The 25,388-nt window shown below is 69.9% G+C and carries 13 protein-coding genes, 1 tRNA gene and 1 rRNA gene; 4 read left to right on the top strand and 11 right to left on the bottom strand.

Annotation, left to right across the window (positions count from 1 at the left end):
* The first annotated feature begins 49 nt into the window (after window positions 1-49).
* The 3 genes from IF78_RS0118845 to IF78_RS0118835 are packed head-to-tail and all read left to right on the top strand — an operon-like array spanning window position 50 to window position 6,825.
* On the top strand, window positions 50-5,059 hold the full coding sequence (locus IF78_RS0118845) for an ATP-dependent helicase (protein ID WP_031486450.1): 5,010 nt from the start codon (window positions 50-52) through the stop codon (window positions 5,057-5,059).
* Between the two features lie 54 nt (window positions 5,060-5,113).
* On the top strand, window positions 5,114-6,001 hold the full coding sequence (locus IF78_RS0118840) for a DNA-formamidopyrimidine glycosylase family protein (protein WP_031486451.1): 888 nt from the start codon (window positions 5,114-5,116) through the stop codon (window positions 5,999-6,001).
* A 59-nt stretch (window positions 6,002-6,060) separates the two neighbouring features.
* Window positions 6,061-6,825: an SDR family NAD(P)-dependent oxidoreductase gene (locus tag IF78_RS0118835; RefSeq protein ID WP_031486452.1), complete on the top strand. Its 765-nt coding sequence runs from the start codon at window positions 6,061-6,063 to the stop codon at window positions 6,823-6,825.
* Between the two features lie 523 nt (window positions 6,826-7,348).
* Here IF78_RS0118835 and IF78_RS0118830 read toward each other — a convergent pair.
* From IF78_RS0118830 to IF78_RS0118795, 8 genes are all read right to left on the bottom strand, one after another.
* Window positions 7,349-7,729 (bottom strand): helix-turn-helix domain-containing protein, encoded by a 381-nt coding sequence (locus IF78_RS0118830; RefSeq protein ID WP_019756312.1) that lies wholly within the window; start codon window positions 7,727-7,729, stop codon window positions 7,349-7,351.
* A gap of 109 nt (window positions 7,730-7,838) precedes the next feature.
* A complete protein-coding gene (locus IF78_RS0118825; RefSeq protein ID WP_031486453.1) occupies window positions 7,839-8,384 on the bottom strand; it encodes a CinA family protein in 546 nt (181 codons plus the stop codon).
* Complete coding sequence (gene pgsA, locus IF78_RS0118820; protein WP_031486454.1) at window positions 8,381-9,190, bottom strand: CDP-diacylglycerol--glycerol-3-phosphate 3-phosphatidyltransferase; 810 nt, start codon at window positions 9,188-9,190, stop codon at window positions 8,381-8,383. Before pgsA ends, IF78_RS0118825 begins: the two co-directional genes overlap by 4 nt.
* On the bottom strand, window positions 9,187-10,668 hold the full coding sequence (gene rimO / locus IF78_RS0118815) for a 30S ribosomal protein S12 methylthiotransferase RimO (protein ID WP_031486455.1): 1,482 nt from the start codon (window positions 10,666-10,668) through the stop codon (window positions 9,187-9,189). The genes pgsA and rimO overlap by 4 nt, the downstream gene beginning before the upstream one ends.
* Before the next feature lie 94 nt (window positions 10,669-10,762).
* A complete protein-coding gene (locus tag IF78_RS0118810; RefSeq protein WP_031486456.1) occupies window positions 10,763-11,599 on the bottom strand; it encodes a helix-turn-helix domain-containing protein in 837 nt (278 codons plus the stop codon).
* A gap of 277 nt (window positions 11,600-11,876) precedes the next feature.
* Window positions 11,877-14,618 (bottom strand): DNA translocase FtsK, encoded by a 2,742-nt coding sequence (locus tag IF78_RS0118805; RefSeq protein WP_037640788.1) that lies wholly within the window; start codon window positions 14,616-14,618, stop codon window positions 11,877-11,879.
* 161 nt (window positions 14,619-14,779) lie between these two features.
* Window positions 14,780-15,460, bottom strand: a complete 681-nt coding sequence (locus IF78_RS0118800) for a response regulator (RefSeq protein WP_031486458.1) — start codon at window positions 15,458-15,460, stop codon at window positions 14,780-14,782.
* Window positions 15,461-15,704: 244 nt separating this feature from the next.
* Window positions 15,705-21,179, bottom strand: a complete 5,475-nt coding sequence (locus tag IF78_RS0118795) for a HAMP domain-containing protein (protein WP_107049971.1) — start codon at window positions 21,177-21,179, stop codon at window positions 15,705-15,707.
* A gap of 377 nt (window positions 21,180-21,556) precedes the next feature.
* Here IF78_RS0118795 and IF78_RS0118790 point away from each other — a divergent pair, with 377 nt between their 5' ends.
* Window positions 21,557-24,307, top strand: a complete 2,751-nt coding sequence (locus IF78_RS0118790; RefSeq protein ID WP_031486460.1) for a SpoIIE family protein phosphatase — start codon at window positions 21,557-21,559, stop codon at window positions 24,305-24,307.
* Window positions 24,308-24,372: 65 nt separating this feature from the next.
* Here IF78_RS0118790 and IF78_RS0118785 read toward each other — a convergent pair.
* The 3 genes from IF78_RS0118785 to rrf all read right to left on the bottom strand — a co-directional run.
* A tRNA-Thr gene (locus IF78_RS0118785) sits at window positions 24,373-24,445 on the bottom strand.
* A gap of 76 nt (window positions 24,446-24,521) precedes the next feature.
* On the bottom strand, window positions 24,522-25,184 hold the full coding sequence (locus tag IF78_RS0118780; RefSeq protein ID WP_031486461.1) for a DegT/DnrJ/EryC1/StrS family aminotransferase: 663 nt from the start codon (window positions 25,182-25,184) through the stop codon (window positions 24,522-24,524).
* A gap of 113 nt (window positions 25,185-25,297) precedes the next feature.
* Window positions 25,298-25,388 (bottom strand): 5S ribosomal RNA (rrf, locus tag IF78_RS45080); the annotation flags it as partial.

The raw sequence follows: 25,388 nt of genomic DNA, 5'->3' as shown, positions 1-25,388 counted from the left end.
GTTTCCCCAGCTCAACCCCATTGTCAGTGCAGGGGTGCAGGATGGACGCATGGTCAGCAACGCACACCGAGCCCTCGCCGGCTTCTCCCCCGCAACCCGCGGCTGGTTCGCGGGCGCCTTCTCCGCGCCCACCGCGGCCCAGGCGGGCGCGTGGCAGGCCATCCGCGAGGGCTCGGACGTGCTGGTGGTGGCCCCGACCGGCTCCGGCAAGACCCTGGCCGCCTTCCTGGCCGCCCTTGACCAGCTCGCCTCCACACCTCCACCGGCCGACCCCAGGAAGCGCTGCCGCGTCCTCTACGTCTCCCCCCTCAAGGCCCTGGCCGTGGACGTGGAGCGCAACCTCCGCAGTCCCCTGACCGGCATCCGCCAGGAGTCCGTCCGCCTGGGCCTGCCCGAGCCCGAGGTGAAAGTCGGCATCCGCTCGGGCGACACCCCCGCAGCGGAGCGCCGAGCCCTGTCGACCCGCCCCCCGGACATCCTGATCACCACCCCCGAATCGCTCTTCTTGATGCTGACGTCGGCGACTCGCGACGCCCTGACCGGCATCGAGACGGTGATCCTGGACGAGGTCCACGCGGTGGCGGGCACCAAGCGCGGCGCCCACCTCGCGCTCACCCTGGAGCGCCTGGACGAGCTCCTCCCCAAGCCGGCCCGCCGCATCGGCCTCTCCGCGACCGTCCGCCCGGTCGACGAGATCGCCCGCTACCTCTCCCCCCGCCGCAAGGTGGAGATCGTCCAGCCGAAATCGGGCAAGGAGTTCGACCTCTCGGTCGTGGTCCCCGTCGAGGACCTGGGCGAACTGGGCGGCTCACCGGTCGCCGACGGCAGCGAAGGCGCTGAACGCCCGTCGATCTGGCCGCACGTGGAAGAGCGCATCACCGACCTCGTCCAGTCCCACCGCTCCACCATCGTCTTCGCCAACTCCCGCCGTCTCGCGGAGCGCCTGTGCAACCGCCTCAACGAGATCGCCTACGAACGGGCCACCGGCGAACCCCTGGACGAACACCACGCCCCGGCGGAGCTGATGGGCGGCTCGGGCGCGGCGCAGGGCGCGCCCCTGGTCATCGCCCGTGCTCACCACGGCTCGGTCTCCAAGGAACAGCGCGCCCTGGTCGAGGAGGACCTCAAGGCGGGCCGCCTCCCCGCAGTGGTGGCCACGTCCAGCCTCGAACTGGGCATCGACATGGGCGCGGTGGACCTGGTGGTCCAGGTCGAATCACCGCCCTCCGTGGCCTCCGGCCTGCAACGCGTGGGCCGCGCCGGACACCAGGTCGGCGCCGTCTCCACCGGGGTGGTCTTCCCGAAGTACCGCGGTGACCTGGTCCAGGCGGCCGTGGTCACCGAACGGATGCGCACCGGGTCCATCGAGTCCCTCAAGGTCCCGGCCAACCCCCTGGACGTCCTCGCCCAGCAGCTCGTCGCCATGACGGCGATGGACACCTGGCAGTTCGACGACCTGCTGGCCACCGTCCGCCGAGCCGCCCCCTTCGCGTCCCTCCCCGAATCCGCCTTCACAGCGGTCCTCGACATGCTCGCCGGCCGCTACCCGTCCGACGCCTTCGCGGAGCTTCGCCCACGCGTCGTCTGGGACCGCGTCGCCGGCGCGATCACCGGCCGCCCCGGCGCCCAGCGCCTCGCCGTCACCTCCGGGGGCACGATCCCCGACCGCGGGCTCTTCGGGGTCTTCCTGGCCGGAGCCGACCCCAAGAAGGGCGGCGGCAGGGTCGGTGAACTCGACGAGGAGATGGTCTACGAGTCCCGTGTCGGGGACGTCTTCACGCTCGGCACCAGCTCCTGGCGTATCGAGGACATCACCCGCGACCGCGTCCTGGTGTCCCCCGCGCCGGGCGTACCGGGCCGCCTCCCCTTCTGGAAGGGTGACCAGCTGGGCCGCCCGCTCGAACTCGGCCGCGCCGTGGGCGCGTTCCTGCGCGAGGTCGGCTCGCTGCCCAAGGAGGACGCGCGCCTGCGCCTGCTCGCCGCCGGCCTGGACGCGTGGGCGGCCGACAACGTCCTGTCCTACCTGGACGAGCAGCGCGAGGCCTGCGGCCATGTCCCGGACGACCGCACGATCGTCGTCGAGCGCTTCCGCGACGAACTCGGCGACTGGCGGGTGGTCGTGCACTCGCCCTTCGGCGCCCAGGTCCACGCCCCCTGGGCCCTCGCCCTCGGCGCCAAGCTCTCCGAGCGGTACGGCATGGACGCGCAGGTCATGCACGCCGACGACGGCATCGTGCTGCGCCTGCCCGACGCCGACCTCATGGGCCTTGACCTGCTGGACCAGGAACCGAGGAAGGCGGGCACGGAGTACGACGCCGACCAGGCGCCCGTCGGCGCGGCGGACGTGGTCTTCGACAAGGGCGACGTGGATCAGATCGTCACCGACCAGGTCGGCGGCTCGGCCCTGTTCGCGTCCCGCTTCCGCGAGTGCGCCGCTCGCGCGCTGCTGCTGCCGCGCCGCAACCCCGGCAAACGCACCCCGCTGTGGCAGCAACGTCAGCGCGCCGCCCAACTGCTCCAGGTGGCCGGCGAGTTCGGATCGTTCCCGATCGTCCTGGAGGCGGTCCGCGAGTGCCTCCAGGACGTCTTCGACGTCCCGGGACTGACAGAGCTCATGGGCGACCTCGAAGCCCGCAAGGTGCGCCTGGTCGAGGTCACCACCCCCGAGCCGTCCCCCTTCGCGCGCTCCCTCCTCTTCGGGTACGTCGCCCAGTTCCTGTACGAGGGAGACTCCCCGCTCGCCGAGCGCCGCGCCGCCGCGCTGTCGTTGGACTCACGGCTGCTGGCTGAGCTGCTCGGCCAGGCGGAACTGCGCGAGTTGCTCGACGCCGAGGTGCTGACCGAGCTGGAGCGAGAACTCCAATGGCTCACCGAGGACCGGCGCGTCAAGGACATCGAGGGGGTCGCGGACGTCCTCCGCCTCCTCGGCCCGCTCACCGACGCCGAGCTGGTCGAGCGGGGCGCCGAAGCACACTGGGCCCAGGAGCTGGCGTCCGCCCGACGCGCCATCAAGGTCCGCGTCGCGGGCACCGATCACTGGGCGGCGATCGAGGACGCGGGCCGGCTGCGCGACGCACTCGGCACCGCCCTGCCGGTCGGCGTCCCCGAGGCTTTCACCGAGCCGGTCAAGGACCCGCTCGGCGATCTCCTCGCGCGCTATGCCCGCACCCACGGCCCGTTCACGTCGGCCACGGCGGCGGCCCGCTTCGGTCTGGGCGTGGCGGTCACGGAAGGCGCCCTCCAGCGGCTGGCGGCGAGCGGACGTGTCGTACAGGGCGAGTTCCACCCGGCCGGCATCGGCCAGGAGTGGTGCGACGCGGCGGTCCTGCGCCGCCTCCGCCGCCGCTCCCTCGCCGCCCTGCGACATGAGCTGGAGCCGGTGCCGCCGGCCGCGCTCGCGCAGTTCCTGCCGCAGTGGCAGCACATCGGCAAGGGCCATGGGCTGCGCGGCATCGACGGACTGGTCCGCGCCATCGAGCAGTTGCAGGGCGCGTCCGTACCCGCGTCCGCCCTGGAGAAGCTCGTGCTGCCGTCCCGCGTCGCGAACTACACCCCCGCGATGCTCGACGAGCTCACCGCCGCCGGCGAGGTCGTCTGGGCAGGCGCAGGCTCGCTCCCCGGCAAGGACGGCTGGGTCTCCCTCTACATGGCGGACGCGGCCCCCCTGCTCCTGCCGCAACCTCACCCCCTGGAGCTGACGCCACTACACCAGTCCGTCCTGGACACCCTGTCCGGCGGCTACGGCCTGTTCTTCCGCCAGATCGCCGACCAGGTCCGCGCCACCACCCACCCCGACGCCACCGACCCCCAACTGGCCGACGCCCTCTGGGAGCTGGCCTGGTCAGGCCGCTTGACCAACGACACGCTCGCACCCATGCGCTCCCTGCTGGGCTCCGGCCGCACCGCGGGCTCCACGGCCCACCGAGCCAAGCGCACCGTCCCGCGAGGACGCTACGGCTCGCTCACGGCCGCCGCACGCCCCGCCTCCCGCACCGGTCCGCCGACCGTCGCCGGCCGCTGGTCCCTCCTCCCGGCACACGAAGCCGACCCCACCGTGCGCGCCCACGCCCTGGCCCGCACACTCCTCGACCGGCACGGCGTCGTGACCCGGGGTGCGGTCACCGCGGAGGGCGTCGAGGGCGGCTTCTCGGCGACGTACCGCATCCTGTCCGCCTTCGAGGAGAGCGGCCAGGCACGCCGTGGTTACGTGGTCGAAGGGCTCGGCGCAGCCCAGTTCGCGATGGACGGCGCGGTGGACCGCCTCCGCGCGGTCGCCAACGCCCGCGAACGGGGCGAAGGCCTGCCCGGCCCAGCAGCCCGCGACACCAACGGCGCCCGCGACGGCTTCGGCCCAACCGACCCATCCGGCGCCCTGCACGGTTTCGACAGCACCGGCGGCTTCGGCTCCTCCGAAAGCCCCCGCACCCCCGACGCCGGACAAGGCAGCACCCCCGCATACGACAACCCCGACGGCACCCCCACCTACGACATCCCCGACCTCGACCACGACTTCCTGGACAGCCACCTCGGACCAGGCGACTACGTCTCGCCCCGCGACCTCGCTCCTCGAGGCCCCCGCACCCCGCAAGGCGCCGCGTGGCCCAACGGCGGCAGCCCGTACGGCCCCGGCCCCGGCTCCACCCCTCATCGCACCCGCCCCACCGCCGACACCCGAGCCGTCGTCCTCGCCGCCGCCGACCCGGCGAACGCGTACGGCGCCGCCCTCTCTTGGCCCGAGCCCCCCACCGGCGCCGGACACAAGCCGGGCCGCAAGGCGGGCTCCCTCGTGGTGCTCGTCGACGGCGAGCTCACCCTCTACATGGAGCGCGGCGGCAAGACCCTGCTGGCCTGGCCCTCGGCCCCGGACACCGAGCCCACCGACGACCCCCGCCTGCACACGGCCGCGGAAGCCCTCGCCGCAGCCGCCCGAGCGGGCTCCCTCGGCACGGTCACGGTGGAACGCGTGAACGGCGCCTCGGCCCTGACCTCCCCCATAGGCACCCTCCTGGAAGGAGCAGGCTTCATCGCGACGCCCCGAGGACTCCGCCTACGCGCCTGACCCACTCCACAACCGCGCCCGACCCCTCGGCTCAGGGCGTGCCACCCTTGACCCATGCCCGAAGGAGACACGGTCTGGCAAACCGCGAAGCGGCTGCACACCGCCCTCGCGGGCAAGACGCTGACCCGCACCGACTTCCGGGTGCCCAGGTACGCCACGGTCGACCTGACAGGCCGCGCCGTCCTGGACGTCATCCCACGCGGCAAACACCTCCTCACCCGCATCGAGGGCGGCCTGACAGTCCACTCGCACCTGGGCATGGAAGGCTCCTGGAAGGTCTACACCGAGCACCAGCGCTGGACGGGCGGCCCCAGCCATCAGATCCGCGTGATTCTCACCGCCAGCGCCACCCCCACCTCGGCCTCCGCCTCCACCCCCGGCCCTGCCCACACAGCCGTCGGCTACCGCCTCCCCGTCCTCGACCTCCTGCGCACCACCGAGGAACAACGCGCGGTCGGCCACCTCGGCCCCGACCTCCTGGGCCCGGACTGGGACCCCGACCGCGCCCTCACCAACCTCCTCGGCGACCCCACCCGCCCCCTCGGCGAGGCCCTGCTGGATCAGCGCAACCTGGCCGGCATCGGCAATGTCTACAAGAGCGAGCTCTGCTTCCTGCTCCGCGTCACCCCCTGGCTCCCCGTCGGCGCGCTCCCCGCCGAGCACACGGCCCAACTGCCCGTACTCGCCAAGAAGCTCCTGGAAGCCAACCGCGACCGTCCGATCCGCAGTACGACGGGCCGCCGCGGCCAGGACCTCTTCGTGTACGGCCGCGCCAACCGCCCCTGCCTGCGCTGTGGCACACCGATTCGCGCGGCCGACCAGGGCGACGGCTCCCGCGAACGCCCCACCTACTGGTGCCCCGCCTGCCAGGCGGGCCCGACCCCGACCACGACGCCCGGCACCACCGCACACCGCGGGACACAGCACCGTACGACCAATTGACGACCCGTAATTGGTCCCCTCAATTGACGGGCCGTCAGAAACCCTCGTACCGTCCCATCATGGCCGTCAAGGTGTACGAGCTCACCGGACGCACCGCATTCGTCACCGGCGCCGCGAGCGGAATCGGCCGCGCCTCGGCCGTCCTGCTCGCCCAGGCCGGCGCCACCGTGCACTGCGCCGACCGTGACGCTCAGGGCCTGCACGACACGACGACCCTGATCAAGGAGAGCGGTGGCACCGCCCGCGCCCACCACCTCGACGTCACCGACCGCGAACAGCTCCGCAAGGCCGTCGCCACCTGCGAGCGCCTCGACGTGATGGCCGCGGTCGCCGGGATCATGCACAGCAGCCCTGTCCTGGAGACCCGCGACGAAGACCTCGACCGAGTGCTGAACGTCAACTTCAAAGGCGTGCTGTACGCCTGCCAGGAGGCCGCCCGCGCGATGCTCGCGCAACGCATAGGGGGCAGCATCATCACCATGGCCTCGGGCGCCGTGGACACCGGAGGCCCCGGCCTGCTGTGCTACGGCGCGGCCAAGGCGGCCGTCGTGCAGCTGACGAAGACACTGGCGACGGAGATGGGCCCGCACGGCATCCGCGTCAACGCGGTCGCCCCGGGCTGGATCCGCACTCCCATGACCGACCGCCACGACAGCGCGGCACAGACACAGACCGAGGCGTTCATGGCCCGCATGTCACCCCTCGGCCGGGTCGGCGAACCGGAGGACATCGCCCACGCCGTGCTGCACCTGGCGTCCGACGCCTCGTCCTTCACCACGGGGCAGATCCTGCGTCCGAACGGTGGCGTGGCGATGCCTTGGTAGACCGCCCTCCCCGCCCTGCCCGCCCTGCCCGCCAGGCTTCCACCCATCGCCGCGGGTCGACGGCCCCCACAGCCCGCGCCTTGGGCACACAGTGCACCGGCAGCAGGCTCAGCCCCCACCCTCCGGTGACGACGGCCGCCTCCAGCGCTCCCGCCTCCGGCGCGAGAGCGAGCCGCAGCACAGCCCACCACCACAGCGCCCCGAAGCCGAGGAACACCCCCCAGCGCGCTATCGGCCGTGCCATCCACCCACCTCCAGCCCGAGGCTAGGCCGCCCGTTCACCCGCCGGGAGGGCGCACCAGCGGCACACGGATGCAGCACGGGCCAACGTCGTCACAGCGCGTCAGAGCGCCGTCACACCCTCCACCATGACCTCCGCACCCCGCGGCGGCAAACGCACCCCGCACGCCCCGCACAGCACGAAACCCCGACCGCACTCCCCCAGATCTCCCTGGGGAAGCCCCGGCCGGGGCCTCACACAACTCCTCAGTGCGTGGTCAGTTCACGCACACCAGCGGCGCCATCACGCGGCGACCACGTCCACCGCCTCGGAAGGCGCCTTGATGGTCACCCGTTCCGGTGGCACACCGGTCACCGACACGGAACCCAGCATCGGACGGACCGACGTGGGTACAGGCTCGCTGGGGGTGGCCGCTGCAGACTGGGCCAGCTCGGCGAGGGCGAGTTCGTCGCTCACTTCCCGCATGAGCTCGGACATCCGTACGTCCAGCGCGTCGCAGATCGCGGCGAGCAGCTCGGAGGAAGCCTCCTTCTGCCCCCGCTCCACCTCGGAGAGATAGCCGAGTGAAACTCGGGCGGACGAGGAGACTTCGCGCAGAGTACGGCCCTGGCGCTGGCGCTGCCGACGCAGCACGTCACCCAGCAGGCGACGGAGCAGAATCATCGGTGGCTCCCTCCTCGGACCGCGTAGCCGCATCCTTCACGCCCCACCGTACCGCCTTGCGCCGCGGCCGTGCGGGGAGCGATGTCGTGTTCACTAAGGGCTGCAAACATCAAAACCCCCCGTTCTGTTCCGTATCCTGTGCCCGCTCATTCCCAGTGTGTTCGCTCGCAAGCTCCTTCAGGAGCAGCGCGAGTACGCTCCGTACACTCTCCATACGAATTTCCTCGCGGCCGCCGTTCAACCGCAGGGCCTCCACTTTTCCGCCACCGGCAGAACCGGAACCCGGTCCGAGAGGCCCGTCCACCGCCACGAAGACCGTCCCCACGGGCTGACCGTCCTGCGTCTCGGGTCCCGCGACACCGGTCGTCGCGATGCCCCAGTCGGCGCCCAGAGCCTTCCGCACGCCGACCGCCATCTGGGCAGCGACCTGCGGATTCACCGCTCCGTGCTGGGCCAGTAGGGTCGCGTCGACCCCGAGCAGCTCATGCTTGAGCCCGGTGGCGTACGCGGTCACCGAACCCCGGAACGCCTTGGAGGCCCCAGGGGTGGCTGTGATCTCCGCCGCAACCAGTCCGCCCGTGAGCGACTCGGCGACAGCGAGCGTCTCGCCCCTCACTGTGAGTAGTCGCACCACGTCGGTGGCCGGGGAACTCACGCTTCCGTCTCCTCCAACGCGGCTTCGCGCTCGGCGATTCCCCGCCTGCGCAGCACAATGGCTTGTCTCACATAGTCGAGCCCGGTCACCACGGTCAGGACGACCGCCGCGGCCATCACCCACCACCTCAGCGTGGCCAGCCACCCCGTCAGGGCCAGGATGTACATCCCGACGGCCACGCCCTGCGTGAGGGTCTTGAGCTTGCCGCCGCGGCTCGCGGGGATGACTCCGTACCGGATGACGATGAAACGCAGGAGCGTGATCCCGAGTTCTCGGCCGAGGATGACGCCCGTCACCCACCACGGCAGATCGCCCAGTGCCGACAGACAGATCAGCGCCGCACCCATGATCGCCTTGTCGGCGATGGGGTCGGCGATCTTCCCGAAGTCGGTGACGAGGTCGTACGCCCGGGCCAGATGGCCGTCGAACAGGTCGGTGATCATGGCGATGGCGAAGGCCGCCCAGGCGAGCGAGCGCCACGCCGGGTCGTAGCCGCCGTCGGCCAGCATCAGTGCGACGAACGCGGGCACGAGGACCAGCCGGAGCATGGTCAGGAGGTTGGCGATGTTCCAGACGCTGGCCTGGTTGACGGCCGCGGCCGCGATCTTGCCCCCGCGCGGGGGCTTGGCACCGCCCGCCGCACCGGATTCGGTGCCGACGGCCGTAGAGGCACCGGCCTTCGAGGCCCCGGCCTTCGCACCGCCCGCCTTCGAGCCGCCGCCCTTGGACGAGCCCACCGCGCTCGCCTTGCCCGCCGCACCCGCCGGGGAGGAGCCACCTGCGGCGGACGCCGGAACTCCGCTCATCTGCCCGCCTCCTCACTACACGCGAGCGTGCCCTGCAGCGGCTCGGCCACCAGGTCGACACCTTCCGTACCGACCACCTTCGCCTCGACCATACGACCGATGCTCAGCCCCGCGCCGCTCGTGAGCAGCACCTGGCCGTCCGTCTCCGGCGCCTGGTGTGCGCCACGGCCGTACGCGCCCTCCGTCGAGTCCTCGGCGTCCACCGCCTCGACGAGCACGTGCACGGTCTCTCCGACGCGCTCCTCGGCCCGCTGCGAGACAAGTTCCTCGGCCAGCCGGGAGACATGTGCCAGCCGCTCGGCGACGACGTCCTCGTCGAGCTTGTTCTCGTACGTCGCGGCCTCCGTGCCCTCCTCGTCGGAGTAGCCGAAGACGCCGATGGCGTCCAGCCGCGCGCCGTTCAGGAACCGCTCCAGCTCGGCGAGGTCGGCCTCGGTCTCGCCGGGGAAGCCCACGATGAAGTTGGAGCGCACGCCGGCCTGGGGGGCCTTGCCACGGATGGTGTCCAGCAGTTCCAGGAAGCGGTCGGTGTCGCCGAAGCGGCGCATCGAGCGCAGTACGTCGGGGGCGGAGTGCTGGAAGGACAGGTCGAAGTACGGGGCGACCTTCGGCGTCGAGGTCAGGACGTCGATCAGCCCAGGCCGCATCTCGGCCGGCTGGAGGTAGCTGACGCGGATACGTTCGATGCCGTCGACCTCCGCCAGCTCCGGCAGGAGGGACTCCAGCAGGCGGATGTCGCCCAGGTCCTTGCCGTAGGAGGTGTTGTTCTCGGAGACCAGCATGATCTCCTTCACTCCTTGTTCGGCCAGCCACCGCGTCTCGTTCAGCACATCGCTGGGCCGACGCGAGATGAAGGAGCCGCGGAAGGACGGGATGGCACAGAAGGTGCAGCGCCGGTCGCAGCCGGAGGCGAGCTTCACCGAGGCGACCGGGGCGCCGTCGAGGCGGCGGCGCAGGGGCGCACGCGGGCCGGAAGCCGGAGCGAGCCCATCCGGAAGATCGACGGGCGCGTGACCCGGCAGCGCGACGTCGGCCGCCGAATCCTGCCGCTCGGCCGGGCTGATCGGCAGCAGCTTGCGCCGGTCGCGCGGGGTGTGCGAGGCATGGACACCGCCGGACAGGATGGTCTGCAGGCGGTCCGAGATGTCCGCGTAGTCGTCGAAGCCGAGCACGCCGTCGGCCTCCGGCAGGGCCTCGGCGAGGTCCTTGCCGTACCGCTCGGCCATACAGCCCACCGCCACGACGGCCTGGGTTCTTCCATGGCCCTTGAGGTCGTTGGCCTCCAGGAGCGCGTCGACGGAGTCCTTCTTGGCGGCGTCGACGAAGCCGCACGTGTTGACCACGGCGACGTCCGCGTCCGCGGCGTCCTCCACGAGATCCCAGCCGTCCGCCTCCAAACGGCCTGCGAGCTCCTCCGAGTCCACCTCGTTACGGGCGCAGCCAAGAGTGACGAGTGCGACGGTACGGCGTTCAGGCATGGGCTCAAGACTACTTTGTCTCACTGACAGCCCACGTCGACGGGGTTGGCCGATCTTGGCCAACCCCGTCCTCAGCTCACCCCATCAGCCGGACTTATCCGGCCTGCGGGTCGCCCTTGGTGTACGTGAGGCGCTCCACGGCGCCCGGCCGCCAGTCGTCCTCGATCTTCTTGCCGTTGACGTAGAGGTCGATCGCGCCCGCGTCACCGAGGACGAGGTTGATCTTCTCGCTGTCCTGGAAGGTCTTGGAGTCGCCCTGCTTGAGGAGGCCGTCGAAGAGCAGCTTGCCGTTGTGGTCCTTGGCGGAGATCCAGCTGCGTCCGTCGGCGGCACTGACCTGGACGGTCACCTTGTCCTGCGGGACGGCCGCGATGGCGCTGTCCGACGGCTCCGGCTCGGGGTCCTTGGGCTTGTCGGTCTTCGGCGTGGGAGTGGTCTTGTCCGCCGTCGGCGTCGAGTCGCCTTCGGCCACCGTCGACTTGCCGCCCTCGCCGTCGCCCTTGAACGCGGTGAACCCGACGAACCCGATCACCGCGACGATCGCGGCGACCATCGCCGCGGTCCAGTTCGGCCCGCGCCGCTCGGGACGGATGCGCTCCGCCTCGAACAGCGGGGCGGCCGGCGTGGGCGCCGGTCGTCCGCCGTGCGAGGCGTCGTACTGGGCGAGAAGCGGGGCAGGATCGAGGCGGACGGCCTTGGCGAGGGTGCGGATGTGGCCCCGGGCGTACACGTCGCCGCCGCAGGGAGCGAAGTTGTCCGCCTCGATGGCGTGCACGATGGCGATGCGGACCCGGGTGGCGCTACTGACGTCGTCGACGGTCAGCCCGGCGTCGATGCGCGCCTGCCGCAGGGCACGGCCGATCGAGATGCGGGCTTCGTCGGATACGTCTTCGAACGGACGCTCGTCTTCAGGGGAGTTGCCGATGGACACGGGGGCGCCTTTCGAGCGTTTAAGCCACCTGTGCTGGAGGTTCAGTCTAGGGGGGGTACGAAAGGGTGGGGCAACCGGGCGGTGGGACTTTATACGCCATCAGAATGGCCGGACACGCTGATGGTGAGGCACGAGGTTGTCGCTTCCCTCAACTTGACGTACGCCGAAGGGGAACGGTTGCTCAATGATCCCTTACGGGTGAGTCACGATCCGACATCGACGCATCACCCACCCGCCGCAAGGCGACCACCACGTCCCGTTTCCGCCCGGACTTCCTTTAAGCCTCCCCGCGGATCACCGCGAGCACGCCGTCCAGCTCGTCAGGTTTCACAAGAACGTCACGAGCCTTGGAGCCCTCGCTGGGCCCGACGATGCCGCGCGACTCCATGAGGTCCATCAGCCGCCCGGCCTTGGCGAACCCGACGCGCAGCTTTCGCTGGAGCATGGACGTGGAGCCGAACTGCGTGGAGACCACCAGCTCGGCCGCCTGACACAGCAGGTCGAGGTCGTCGCCGATCTCCTCGTCGATCTCCTTCTTCTGCTTGGTGCCCACGGTGACGTCGTCCCGGAAGACGGGCGCCATCTGGTCCTTGCAGTGCTGGACGACCGCCGCGACCTCGTCCTCGGTCACGAAGGCACCCTGCATACGGGTGGGCTTGTTCGCGCCCATCGGCAGGAACAGCCCGTCGCCCTTGCCGATCAGCTTCTCGGCGCCGGGCTGGTCGAGGATGACGCGCGAGTCGGCGAGCGAGGAGGTGGCGAAGGCGAGCCGTGAGGGCACGTTCGCCTTGATGAGACCGGTGACGACATCGACCGACGGCCGCTGGGTGGCGAGCACCAGGTGGATGCCGGCCGCGCGCGCGAGCTGCGTGATGCGCACGATCGCGTCCTCGACGTCACGCGGCGCCACCATCATCAGGTCGGCCAGCTCGTCGACGATCACCAGCAGGTAGGGGTACGGCTGGAGCTCGCGCTCACTGCCCTCCGGCGCCTTCACCTTGCCGCCCCGGACGGCCTCATTGAAGTCGTCGATGTGCCGGTAGCCGTACGCCGCCAGGTCGTCGTACCGAAGGTCCATCTCCCGTACGACCCACTGGAGCGCCTCGGCGGCCCGCTTCGGGTTGGTGATGATCGGCGTGATCAGGTGCGGGATGCCCTCGTACGCGGTCAGCTCGACGCGCTTGGGGTCGACCAGCACCATCCGGACGTCCTCGGGGGTCGCCCGCATCATCACCGAAGTGATCAAGCAGTTAATGCAGGACGACTTACCGGAACCGGTAGCACCGGCAACCAGCACATGCGGCATCTTCGCGATGTTGGCCATCACATAGCCGCCCTCGACGTCCTTGCCGAGCGCCACCAGCATCGGGTGGTCGTCCTCGGCGGCGGCCGCGAGACGCAGCACGTCTCCGAGGTTGACCATCTCGCGGTCGGTGTTCGGGATCTCGATGCCGACCGCTGACTTGCCGGGGATCGGGCTGATGATCCGCACGTCCGGGCTGGCGACGGCGTACGCGATGTTCTTCGTCAGCGCGGTGATCCGCTCGACCTTCACGGCGGGCCCGAGCTCGACCTCGTAGCGCGTGACCGTCGGCCCGCGCGTGAAGCCGGTGACGCGGGCGTCGACCTTGAACTCGGTGAAGACGGTGGTGAGCGACTCGACGATGGCGTCATTGGCGGCGCTGCGCGCCTTGCCCGGACCGCCACGCTCGAGGAGGTCGAGCGACGGCAGCGCGTACGTGATGTCGCCGGACAGCTGGAGCTGCTCGGCGCGCGGAGGCAGGTCGCGGATCTCGTCGGGCGCGGCCTTGGTGAGGTCCGGCACCCCGGACTTCGTCAGATCCGGGACCTCGCTCTTGGGGAGCTTCTCCTGCTTGGGTCGCGCTGCCGGGACCGGCGTCGGCACGGGGGTGGTCTCCGCGCGGTCGCCCACGCTGACGCCCTGGGTGAGGTCGGCGACGATCGGCGAGGGCGGCATCCCGTGCAGGACGGCACCGTCGAGCGCCGCGGCGGCGGCCGCCGCGACGTCCACAGCGTCCATGGGGCGGTTCATCTCGGGCTGCGGCACAGCGGAGCGCCTCGGGCGCCCACGACGCCGCGAGAGGGCCTCCTGCTCGGCGCTGTCGGGGTCGTACGTCTCGGGGGCCGGGGTGCGCCTGCGGCCGCGCGACGCGGGCAGCGCCTCGCGCCACTGGTCGTCGTAGCGCTGCTCGTCCTCGGTGTACTCGTCGTCCTCCGCGGGGTCGGGCAGGATGCCGAGCTTCACGCCCAACTGCCGCAGCCGCTGCGGGATGGCGTTGACCGGGGTGGCCGTGACGACCAGCAGCCCGAAGATCGTCAGCAGCACGAGCAGGGGTACGGCGAGGACCTCGCCCATGGTGTACGTCAGCGGGGTCGCCGCACCCCAGCCGATCAGCCCGCCGGCGTCCCTTATGGCCTGCATGCCCTCGCTGCGGGCGGGCGAGCCGACGGCGATGTGGACCTGTCCGAGGACGCCGATGACGAGCGCGGACAGGCCGATGACGATCCGGCCGTTGGCCTCGGGTTTCTCGGGGTGCCGGATGAACCGTACGGCGATGACCGCGAGCAGGATCGGCACGAGCAGGTCGAGCCGGCCGAAGGCGCCGGTCACGATGATCTCGACGAGGTCGCCGACGGGGCCGCGCAGGTTGGACCAGGTACCGGCCGCGACGATCAGCGCGAGGCCGAGCAGCAACAGCGCGATGCCGTCCTTGCGGTGAGCGGGGTCGAGGTTCTTGGCGCCCTGCCCTATGCCGCGGAACACCGCGCCGACGGCGTGTGCGAGCCCGAGCCAGACGGCCCGCACAAGCCGGTAGATGCCCCCGGTGGGGTTGGGAGCCGGCTTGGGTGCGGGCGCGGCTTTCTTCGCCGCGGCCTTCTTGGCCGGCGCCTTTTTGGCGGGGGCTTTCTTGGCGGCGGCCTTCTTCGCCGGAGCCTTCGCGGAAGCGGCCGCCTTCTTCGCGGGCGGCTTCTTGGCTGCGGAGGAACGTGAGGCCATGGGTGTGAGGTTACCGGTGGAGAAGACAGTGGACACGTGTGCCCACTGCTTCACCCGTTCGTGTCGCCCTTGCGGAGGCAGCGAACTGACGCCGGTTCACGGACCGGTCACACACAGGACAATTCGGCGTCGCTCGCCGGCCAACCGACGCCATCGCGAGGTCAGTTCTGCGAGGGGACCGAGGAGGTGCTCCCGGTGCCCGGCTCCAGCGCGTCCAGCGCCCGCCGCAACCCCGTGAGTTTGCGTTCGAGATGGGCCGCCGTGGCCACCGCCGCCGCGTCCGCCGACTCGTCGTCGAGCTGCTTGGACAGCGCCTCGGCCTGCTCCTCGACGGCCGCGAGCCGCGCCGACAACTCGGCGAGCAGCCCCGCCGGCTCCTTGGAGTCGCCGCCCGCGGCCTTGCCGCCGCCCTCCAACTGGAGCCGCAGCAGCGCCGCCTGCTCGCGCAGCTGGCAGTTCTTCATGTACAGCTCGACGAACACGGAGACCTTCGCCCGCAGCACCCACGGGTCGAACGGCTTGGAGATGTAGTCAACCGCGCCCGCCGCGTAGCCGCGGAAGGTGTGGTGCGGGCCGTGGTTGATCGCGGTGAGGAAGATGATCGGGATGTCCCGGGTCCGTTCCCGCCGCTTGATGTGCGCGGCGGTTTCGAAACCGTCCATTCCCGGCATCTGGACGTCCAGCAGAATGACCGCGAAGTCGTCCGTCAGCAGTGCTTTGAGCGCTTCCTCCCCGGACGATGCCCGCACCAGGGTCTGATCGAGCGCAGAGAGGATCGCCTCCAGCGCCAGCAGATTCTCCGGCCGGTCATCGACCAGGAGGATCTTGGCCTTCTGCACCATGGCCCGCCCTCCTCGCCCCGGCAGTGCACCGGGCTCCGCCCCAGGGGACGGCTCCCTTACGCCGCCCGCCCTCGTGCCGGTCATGGTAGCCGCACCCCGCCTGTCGCCACACCCTGTCACCGCGATGTCACTGTGCACGTAGCAGAAACGCAGCAGGAGACCAGAAGGTTCCCCGAATACCGCACTTCTACACGGCTTCGAGCACACTGAGTCAGCAACTGCGTGTGAACGCTGTTGGTTCCTGTCACTGCTCCCTCATCCACTGGTTCATCACCGCCAGCAGATGATCGGGATCGACCGGCTTCGTCACGTAGTCGGAAGCTCCCGACTCGATCGCCTTCTCCCGGTCGCCCTTCATCGCCTTGGCGGTCAGCGCGATGATCGGCAGTCCGGCGAACTGCGGCATCCTGCGGATCGCCGTGGTCGTCGCGTACCCGTCCATCTCGGGCATCATGATGTCCATCAGGACGACCGCCACGTCGTCGTGCTGCTCCAGCACCTCGATGCCCTCGCGGCCGTTCTCGGCGTACAGCACGGACAGGCCGTGCTGCTCCAGGACGCTGGTCAGCGCGAAGACGTTGCGGATGTCGTCGTCGACGATGAGCACCTTCTCGCCGCCGAACCGGACGCCCCGCAGCGGCTGCGGCACCGTCTGCTGCTCGGCGGCCGACCACTGCTCCTGCTGCGCGGGCCGCTGCTCCAGCTCGTGCACCGCCCTGCGACGGCGCCTGAAGAGCGCGGCGGCGCCGTTCTGCGTCTCCCGGTACGACCGCACCTCGGCCGGCGTCTCGATCTCCACGTCGGACAGCTCCGACAGGTCGGCAGCGGAGGCCACCAGGTCACCCGCGTCGAGAGGGGGCAGCTGCTGCTGGTAGCCGTGCGGTGGCAGTTCGCTGGGGTGCAGCGGCAAATACAGCGTGAACGTCGAGCCGCGTCCCGGCTCGCTCTGCGCGTGGATCTCGCCGCCGAGCAGCTGCGCGATCTCCCGCGAGATGGACAGCCCCAGCCCCGTCCCGCCGTACTTGCGGCTGGTCGTGCCGTCCGCCTGCTTGAAGGCCTCGAAGATCACCCGCATCTTGCTGGCCGCGATCCCGATGCCGGTGTCGGTCACGGAGAACGCGATCAGCGGCGCGTCCGCCTCGGTGAGCGAACCGGCCTCCAGCAGTTGCTCCCGGATCTTCATCGGGACGTCCGCCCCGGCGGGCCGGATGACCAGCTCGACCGATCCGGAGTCGGTGAACTTCACCGCGTTGGACAGCAGGTTGCGCAGCACCTGCAGCAGCCGCTGCTCGTCGGTGTGCAGCGTGGCGGGCAGCTCCGGCGAGACCCGTACCGACAGGTCCAGGCCCTTCTCCGCGGTCAGCGGCCGGAAGGTGGCCTCCACGTAGTCGACGAGCTGGACGAGCGCGATCCGGGTCGGCGAGACATCCATCTTGCCCGCCTCGACCTTCGACAGGTCCAGGATGTCGTTGATCAGCTGGAGCAGGTCGGAACCGGCGCCGTGGATGGTCTCGGCGAACTCGACCTGCTTCGGCGAGAGATTGCCCTCGGCGTTGTCGGCCAGCAGCTTGGCCAGGATGAGCAGCGAGTTGAGCGGCGTACGCAGCTCGTGCGACATGTTGGCGAGGAACTCGCTCTTGTAGCGCATGGAGACCGCGAGTTGCTCGGCGCGCTCCTCCAGGACCTGCCGCGCCTCCTCGATCTCGGTGTTCTTGACCTCGATGTCGCGGTTCTGCCGGGCCAGCAGCTCGGCCTTCTCCTCCAGTTCGGCGTTGGACGCCTGGAGGGCCTTCTGCCGGTTCTCCAACTCCTCGGACCGCTCCCTCAGTTGCTCGGTCAGCTCCTGCGACTGCTTCAGCAGCACCTCGGTCTTGGTGTTGACCGAGATGGTGTTGACGCTGGTCGCGATCATCTCGGCGATCTGGTTGAGGAAGTCCTTCTGGATCTGCGTGAACGGGGTGAAGGAGGCCAGCTCGATCACACCGAGCACCTTGCCCTCGAAGAGCACCGGAAGGACGATCACCTGCGCCGGCGGTGCTTCGCCGAGCCCGGAGGAGATCTTCAGATAGCCGCTCGGCGCGTTCTCCACGAGGATCGTGCGCTTCTCCATCGCGGCCGTCCCGATCAGCCCCTCGCCAGGCCGGAACGACGTGGGCATGGAACCCATCGAGTAGGCGTACGACCCCAGCATCCGCAGCTCGTACTGGTCCTCGCCCTCCGCGCTCATGTCCTTGCCGTCGACCAGCGGCATCGTCAGGAAGAACGCGCCGTGCTGCGCGGACACGACCGGGGTCAGCTCGCTCATGATCAGCGAGGCCACGTCCTCCAGGTCGCGGCGGCCCTGCATCAGCGCCGAGATCCGGGCGAGGTTGCCCTTGAGCCAGTCCTGCTCCTTGTTGGCGATCGTCGTGTCGCGCAGGTTGGCGATCATCTTGTTGATGTAGTCCTGCAGTTCCTGGATCTCGCCGGACGCGTCGACGTCGATCTTCAGGTTCAGGTCACCCCGGGTCACCGCGGTCGCCACGCGCGCGATGGCACGCACCTGCCGGGTAAGGTTTCCTGCCATTTCGTTCACGGACTCGGTGAGGTCGCGCCAGGTGCCGTCGACGTCGCGCACGCGTGCCTGGCCGCCGAGCTGTCCCTCGGTGCCCACCTCTCGGGCGACTCGGGTGACCTCCTCGGCGAAGGACGACAGCTGGTCGACCATCGTGTTGATCGTCGTCTTGAGCTCGAGGATCTCGCCGCGGGCGTCGATGTCGATCTTCTTGGTCAGGTCGCCCTTGGCGATGGCGGTGGTGACCATGGCGATGTTGCGCACCTGACCGGTCAGGTTGGACGCCATCTGGTTCACGGACTCGGTCAGGTCCTTCCACGTGCCCGCAACACCCGGCACATGCGCCTGACCACCGAGGATCCCGTCAGTGCCCACTTCACGGGCCACCTTGGTGACCTGGTCGGCGAACGAACTCAGCGTCTTCACCATCGTGTTGAAGGTGTCGGCGAGCTGCGCGACTTCACCACGGGCCTCGATCGTCACCGTCCGCGTCAGGTCACCGTTGGCGACGGCCGCCGCGACCTGGGAGATGTTCCGCACCTGCATGGTCAGGTTCTTGGCCATCAGGTTCACGTTGCCGCTCAGGTCCTTCCAGATGCCCGTGACACCCGGAACGTGCGCCTGGCCGCCCAGAATGCCTTCGGTGCCCACCTCACGGGCCACCCGGGTCACCTGCTCGGCGAAGCTGGACAGCTGGTCGACCATCGTGTTGACGGTCGTGACGAGCTCGAGGATCTCGCCCTTGGCGTCGACGGTGATCTTCTTGGACAGGTCGCCCTTGGCGACCGCGGTGGTGACCTCGGCGATCTGACGCACCTGGATGGTCAGGTTGTTCGCCATGAAGTTCACGGACTGGGTGAGGTCCTTCCAGGTGCCGGAGACGCCCTGCACCTCGGCCTGGCCGCCGAGCTGGCCTTCCGTACCCACCTCACGGGCGACCCTGGTGACCTCCTCCGCGAACGACGACAGCTGGTCCACCATCGTGTTCAGCGTGTTCTTGAGCTCCAGGATCTCGCCGCGCGCGTCAACGGTGATCTTCTGCGAAAGGTCACCACGGGCCACCGCGGTGGCGACCTGCGCGATGTTGCGCACCTGGGCGGTGAGGTTTCCTGCCATTCCGTTCACGGAGTCGGTCAGGTCCCGCCACACACCGGCGACGCCGGGCACCTGCGCCTGACCGCCGAGGCGGCCCTCGGTGCCCACCTCACGGGCGACCCGGGTCACCTGGTCGGCGAAGCCGGAGAGCTGGTCGACCATCGTGTTGATGGTGTTCTTCAGCTCCAGGATCTCGCCGCGCGCATCCACGTCGATCTTCTGGGACAGGTCACCGCGCGCCACCGCAGTGGTGACCTGCGCGATGTTGCGCACCTGGGCGGTGAGGTTCCCTGCCATTCCGTTGACGGAGTCGGTGAGCTCCTTCCACGTACCGGCCACACCCGGTACGACCGCCTGACCGCCCAGCCGCCCCTCCGTGCCGACGTCCCGGGCCATCCGCGTGACCTGGTCGGCGAAGGACGACAGCTGGTCCACCATCGTGTTCACGGTGTTCTTCAGCTGGAGCATCTCGCCGGAGACGTCCACGGTGACCTTCTGCGACAGGTCACCGTTGGCCACGGCCGTGGTCACCTGCGCGATGTTCCTCACCTGTCCGGTGAGGTTCCGGAACGCGGTGTTGACGGAGTCCGTCAGGTCCTTCCACGTCCCCGCCGCACCCGGCACCTGCGCCTGCCCGCCGAGCTCACCCTCGACACCGACCTCACGAGCGACACGCGTGACCTCGGAACCGAACGCGGACAGCTGGTCGACCATGCCGTTGACGGTGTTCTTCAGCTCCAGCATCTCGCCGGCCACGTCGACCGTGACCTTCTGCGACAGGTCACCACTGGCCACCGCCGTCGTGACCGTGGCGATGTCACGCACCTGAATGGTCAGGTTCCGGAACACGGTGTTGACGGAGTCCGTCAGGTCCTTCCACGTCCCCGCCGCACCCGGCACGTTCGCCTGACCGCCCAGCCGCCCCTCGGCACCGACCTCGTTGGCCACGCGCGTGACCTCGTCCGCGAAGATCCGCAGCGTCTCGGTCATCTGGTTGATCGTGTCCGCGAGCTGGGCGACCTCACCCCGGGCCGACACGGTCACCTTCTGCGACAGATCACCGTTGGCCACCGCCGTCGTCACCTGGGCGATACCGCGCACCTGTGCGGTCAGGTTGCCGGCCATGAGGTTCACCGAATCGGTGAGGTCCTTCCACACACCGGCCACACCCGGCACCTGCGCCTGCCCGCCGAGCTCACCCTCGGTACCCACCTCGCGCGCGACTCGCGTCACCTCGGAGGAGAACGACGACAGCTGGTCCACCATCGTGTTGACAGTGTTCTTCAGTTCGAGCATCTCACCGGCCACGTGAACCGTGACCTTGCGGGACAGGTCACCCTTGGCGACCGCCGTGGTCACCAGCGCGATGTCCCGCACCTGGGCCGTCAACCGGTACGCCATCGTGTTGACGGAGTCCGTGAGGTCCTTCCACGAACCCGACATGCCACGCACGCGTGCCTGCCCGCCGAGCTTGCCCTCGGTGCCCACCTCGCTGGCCACACGCGTGACCTCGTCGGTGAACGTCGACAGCTGATCGACAAGGTTGTTTACAGTCCGCCCGACCTTGAGGAACTCGCCCCGCAGCGGATGCCCGGACCCGTCCTGCGTCTGCGTGCGCAGTTCCATACGCGGCGACAGATCACCGTCGGCCACCGCGGACAGCACCCGGCCGACCTCGGACACGGGCCGTACGAGGTCGTCGACCAGGGCGTTGGAGTTGTCGACGGCGGCCGCCCAGGAGCCCTCACAGGCGCCCGTCTCGAGCCGCTCGGTGAGCTTGCCCTCGCGCCCGACCATGCGCCGCACGCGCGCCAGCTCACCCGTCAGATGGAGATTGCGGTCGGCGACCTCGTTGAAAACCGCGGCGATCTCCGACATCACGCCGTCCCCGGACACGGTGAGCCGTTTCCGGAAGTTCCCGTCGCGCATCGACACCAGGGCCGTCAGCAGCCGGTTCAGGGCAGCCGTGTCCACGGCAGTGGTCCCACCACGCGTCTTGCGCTCGTTCCTCAGGGACGGTCCGCCTTTCGCGCGCGTCTTAGTGCCCCGCGTCGCTGCGCCAGACTCCACTGTGTCCCTCCCGCAGGGGTCGACCGTTACTGCTGTGCTCGGGTTCTACTGCCGGCGTACCCACTACCGCTGGGTATTCCTGCCGGATATACCAGGCCACACCACGTGCTGCTGCCCGCGATACGCGAACGACACTCAGCCTGCCCGGACCTTCACAAGAAGCTTGCCCAGTGTTTCACCCCTGCTGAACCCGGCCATAACAGTTCGGCAGCTTCGCACACCCTCCGCACACCCTCCGGACGGAAACACTGCCGACCGGCATCCGCATGGACGGCGAAGGTAAGTAACCTTGCATGCGGCTGTCCAGCCGCGCCGGTCCCGTCCGGCCTGGGCGGTGACAGGAGGAGCACGAGCGGGCATCGGAGGGGCAGCCGGACATGACCACCGGACTGATCCCGGGGGGACCATCCCCGGACCGGCCGACGGGCGCGCACATGCCGCACCAGCGGCGCGACCCGCTCGGCCACGGGGCCCTGCACGTTGACAACCGGACGAGGAGTTCTGTGATCACCGCGCGCGCGGCAGCCAGCTTCGATCCCGTCGGGCGATCGGTCGCGAGCGCCCGCTCCTTCGTCCGCGACACCCTCCAGGGCTGGGGCTTCGCCGACATCGTCGACGACGCCGTAGTCCTCACCAGTGAACTGGTGACCAACGCCGTCGTACACGCGGGCACCTCCGCGGACGTCCTGTGCCTGCGCAGTGAAGACGGTGTACGGATCGAGGTGGCCGACCGGTATCCGGAGCGCGAGATCCCCCTCCAGGGCTCGCCCGTCAACATGGGCAGCCCCGACCGCGAGGGCGGCCGCGGCCTCCAGCTGTGCGCGGCCCTGGCCGGCCGCTGGGGTGTCGAGTACACGCCCACGCACAAGCAGGTCTGGTTCCGACTCGATCTCCCCGAACGCCCGGTGGGCACCCGCGCGGCAGGGCCGTCCCTGCCCTCCGACCTCCTCCCGCTCGCCGACGGCCGCGTCCGCGTCGCCGTGGTCCAGATCGACCGTACGGGCGCCATCTCGTCCTGGAACGAGGACGCGGAGGATCTCTTCGGCTATGCGGCCGAGCAGGTCACCGGCAAGCCTCTGACCGACCTCGCGGCCTGGCCGCACACCCCGGGCACCAGCACCGGCATCGCGGAGGCGCTCCAACTCTCCCGCTGGGAGGGCAGCTACGGCATAAGGGGCTCCAACGGCCGCGTCACACCGGTCTACGCCTCCCACCTCCGCGTCCGCGACACCGGCGGCGAACCCTCCACGGTCTGCCTCCTGGTCCGCGACCACGAACGCGCCGTCCTGCAGACCCCGTTGCGCATCCCGGCCTCCGACACCTCCACCACCTCCGAGGCCCAGAGCACCGACCCCTTCGAGGTGTTCATCGGCTCCCCCGCCCCGGACGACCTGGACGGCCTCCTCCAGCGCACGGTGGAGCGCGCCCGCGACATGCTCGACGGCGACTCCGCCTTCCTGCTCCTCGCGACGGACGACGAAACCGAGCTGGAGGTCCGCGCCTCGACCGGCCTGCCCTCCGCCCGGCAGCGCTTCGCGCGCGTGCCCGTCGAGGCGGGTCCCGGCCGCTACGGCTCGGCCCGTATGCCGGCGGTCCACGAGGACCTCACCATGGTCCCCGGTGCCGTACCCCTGCTGCGGGGCACCGGCATGCGCTCGGTCGTCACGGTCCCGCTGAAGGTCGAGGGCCGCCTCACCGGCTCCCTCGGCGTCGCCGCCGAGGCGCCCAGCAGATACTCCAACGAGGAGGCGCTGCGCCTCCAGTTCGCCGCCGACCGCATCGCGCTGGCGGTCGAGTCGGCCCGCCTCGGCGAACTCGAACGCCTGCGCCGAGGCTCCCTCAGCTTCCTCGTCGAGGCCTCCGACCTCCTCGCCGGCACCCTGGACCGCGACCAGACCCTGGCCCTGATGGCCCAGATGACGGTCCCGACCCTGGCCACCTGGTGCGCGGTCTACACGATCGCCGACCAGGCCTCGGAGCCATACCTGTCGTACGTCCTGCACGAGGACGAGGAACTCATCGACGGCATCAAGTCGTTGCTCTCGAAGATCCCCCCACCGGAACCGATCGCCACCCCCGGCGCCCGCGTCTGGTCGGCCCCCGCCGAGTCCGCACACCAGGCCGCCCTGCGCACCTCCATGCGCAGCCTGGGCCTGGGCGAGCCCGTCGGCCGCATCAGCGCGGGCATCGGCCCCACTCTGGCCACGGCCTCCGCGGTCGGTGGCGAGACGGTCGTCCTCCCGCTGGTCGCCCGCAACCGAGTCATCGGCATGCTGACCCTCGGCAAACCGACGGACGAACACTTCCGCCAGGAAATCCTGGAGTTGGCGGAGGACCTCTCGCGAAGGGCCGCCCTGGCCCTGGACAACGCCCGCCTCTACTCCGAGCGCACGGCCATCAGCCAGTCCCTCCAGCGCAGCCTCCTGCCCCCCGAGCTCCCCGAGATCGACGGCGTCGAGGTCGAGGTCATCTACCGTGCCGCCGGCGAGGGCAACGAGGTCGGCGGCGACTTCTACGACCTCTTCCCGATCAGCGACGGCGCGTACGGCTTCGCCATCGGCGACGTCTGCGGTACGGGCCCGAACGCGGCGGCGGTCACAGGCCTCGCCCGGCACGCCCTGCGCCTCCTGGCCAGAGAGGGCCTCAGCGGCCCGGCGGTGCTGGAGCGCCTCAACTCCGCGATCCTCGACGAGGGCGCCCGCAGCCGCTTCCTGACGCTCCTCTACGGCGAGTTGAGGCCGCAGGAGGACGGCAGCGCGGAACTGAAGGTGGTCTGCGCCGGCCACCCGCTCCCCCTCCGCCTGCGCCAGGACGGCTCGGTCGAACCGGCCGCTGAACCCCAGCCGCTGCTCGGCGTCATGGACGACCTGGAACTCTACGAACAGACGGTCACCCTCGACCCCGGCGATGTCCTCCTCTGCGTCACGGACGGCGTCACCGAACGCCGCGAAGGCAGCCGCATGCTGGGCGACGACGGCCTCACCGATGTCCTGACCACCTGCACGGGCCTGACGGCCGGCGCGGTGGCGGCCCGCATCATGCGCGCGGTCGAACGCTTCGCCTCGGACGCCCCATCCGACGACATGGCCATCCTGGCGATGCGCGTCCCGGGCATCCACAAGGACTGAGGCGGAAACCGGCAGAAGGGTACGAAAAAGGCCCCGCCCGAATGGGCGGGGCCTTTCCTGTCCGGAGCCCCCAAACGGAATCGAACCGTTGACCTTCTCCTTACCATGGAGACGCTCTGCCGACTGAGCTATAGGGGCCTGCTGCCATTTCGGGAAGTTTCCCTCGCGGCAACGGAATAGATCATACCCCGAACACACCCGTGCTCCAAAACCCTCAGAAGGCGGGCTGGAGCAGTCCTCCCAGCGCGTTGCAGGCGGACACGATCCGCTGCATGTCCCGCTTGGTCAGAGAGGCGTCTACAGGAAGAGACAACGTTTCATCGGCCGCCCGTTCGGTCTCCGGCAGGGACACACACCGCCGGAATTCAGGCAGCCGGTGCACGGGCGTCTTCACCGGCACCCGGCACTCAACTCCCCTGGCCCGCACGGCCCGTGCGAACGCGTCGCGATCCGGCCGCCCGTTCCCCGGCACGCGCACGACGTACTGCTGGTAGCTGTGCCCGTCTCCACCATCAGGCGTGAGCACACCCTTCAACTTCGCATCCAGATACGAGGCCCGCTGCCGGCGCTGAGCAATCTCGTCGTACGGAGACTCGGACTCGCCCTGCTCCAGCACCAACAGCCCATGCCGGTGCCCGATCTCGTGCAACCGCTTGATATCGGCCGACCGACCGAAGCGGTGTACGGCGACGACGGCCGCTGTCCGCGAAGTGACGGCTGCCTCGACAGCGAGGGCATCAAGGCAATAGGTCACGGGATCTATGTCGGCGAACACCGGCAGCGCCCCGGCCAGGACCACAGCCTCGGCGACTTCGACGTTCCCGAAGGCCGGTACGACAACCTCGTCACCGACTCCGACGCCGGCGGCCCTGAGCATTGCAGCAGTACCCATACGGGGGATGTTCGTTGCGCAACGTGAACTTCAGGTGACGCCCAACAAAAAAGGGTTGGACCCGGAACCAAAGTTCCGGGTCCAACCCATTAAAAGGAGTTCGGCGGCGTCCTACTCTCCCACAGGGTCCCCCCTGCAGTACCATCGGCGCTGTAAGGCTTAGCTTCCGGGTTCGGAATGTAACCGGGC

The organism is Streptomyces bicolor, assembly GCF_000719285.1.
Taxonomy (GTDB): Bacteria; Actinomycetota; Actinomycetes; order Streptomycetales; family Streptomycetaceae; genus Streptomyces; species Streptomyces bicolor.
Note: the sequence above shows the minus strand (reverse complement) of the source record. Positions and strands in the feature narration are given on the sequence as shown.

Coding starts and splice junctions, on each gene's coding strand:
- IF78_RS0118780 (WP_031486461.1), bottom strand. CDS start 25,184: ATGCTCAGGGCCGCCGGCGTCGGAGTCGGTGACGAGGTTGTCGTACCG.
- IF78_RS0118840 (WP_031486451.1), top strand. CDS start 5,114: ATGCCCGAAGGAGACACGGTCTGGCAAACCGCGAAGCGGCTGCACACC.
- pgsA (WP_031486454.1), bottom strand. CDS start 9,190: ATGAGCGGAGTTCCGGCGTCCGCCGCAGGTGGCTCCTCCCCGGCGGGT.
- IF78_RS0118800 (WP_031486458.1), bottom strand. CDS start 15,460: ATGGTGCAGAAGGCCAAGATCCTCCTGGTCGATGACCGGCCGGAGAAT.
- IF78_RS0118790 (WP_031486460.1), top strand. CDS start 21,557: ATGACCACCGGACTGATCCCGGGGGGACCATCCCCGGACCGGCCGACG.
- IF78_RS0118845 (WP_031486450.1), top strand. CDS start 50: ATGGTCAGCAACGCACACCGAGCCCTCGCCGGCTTCTCCCCCGCAACC.
- IF78_RS0118830 (WP_019756312.1), bottom strand. CDS start 7,729: ATGATTCTGCTCCGTCGCCTGCTGGGTGACGTGCTGCGTCGGCAGCGC.
- rimO (WP_031486455.1), bottom strand. CDS start 10,668: ATGCCTGAACGCCGTACCGTCGCACTCGTCACTCTTGGCTGCGCCCGT.
- IF78_RS0118805 (WP_037640788.1), bottom strand. CDS start 14,618: ATGGCCTCACGTTCCTCCGCAGCCAAGAAGCCGCCCGCGAAGAAGGCG.
- IF78_RS0118835 (WP_031486452.1), top strand. CDS start 6,061: ATGGCCGTCAAGGTGTACGAGCTCACCGGACGCACCGCATTCGTCACC.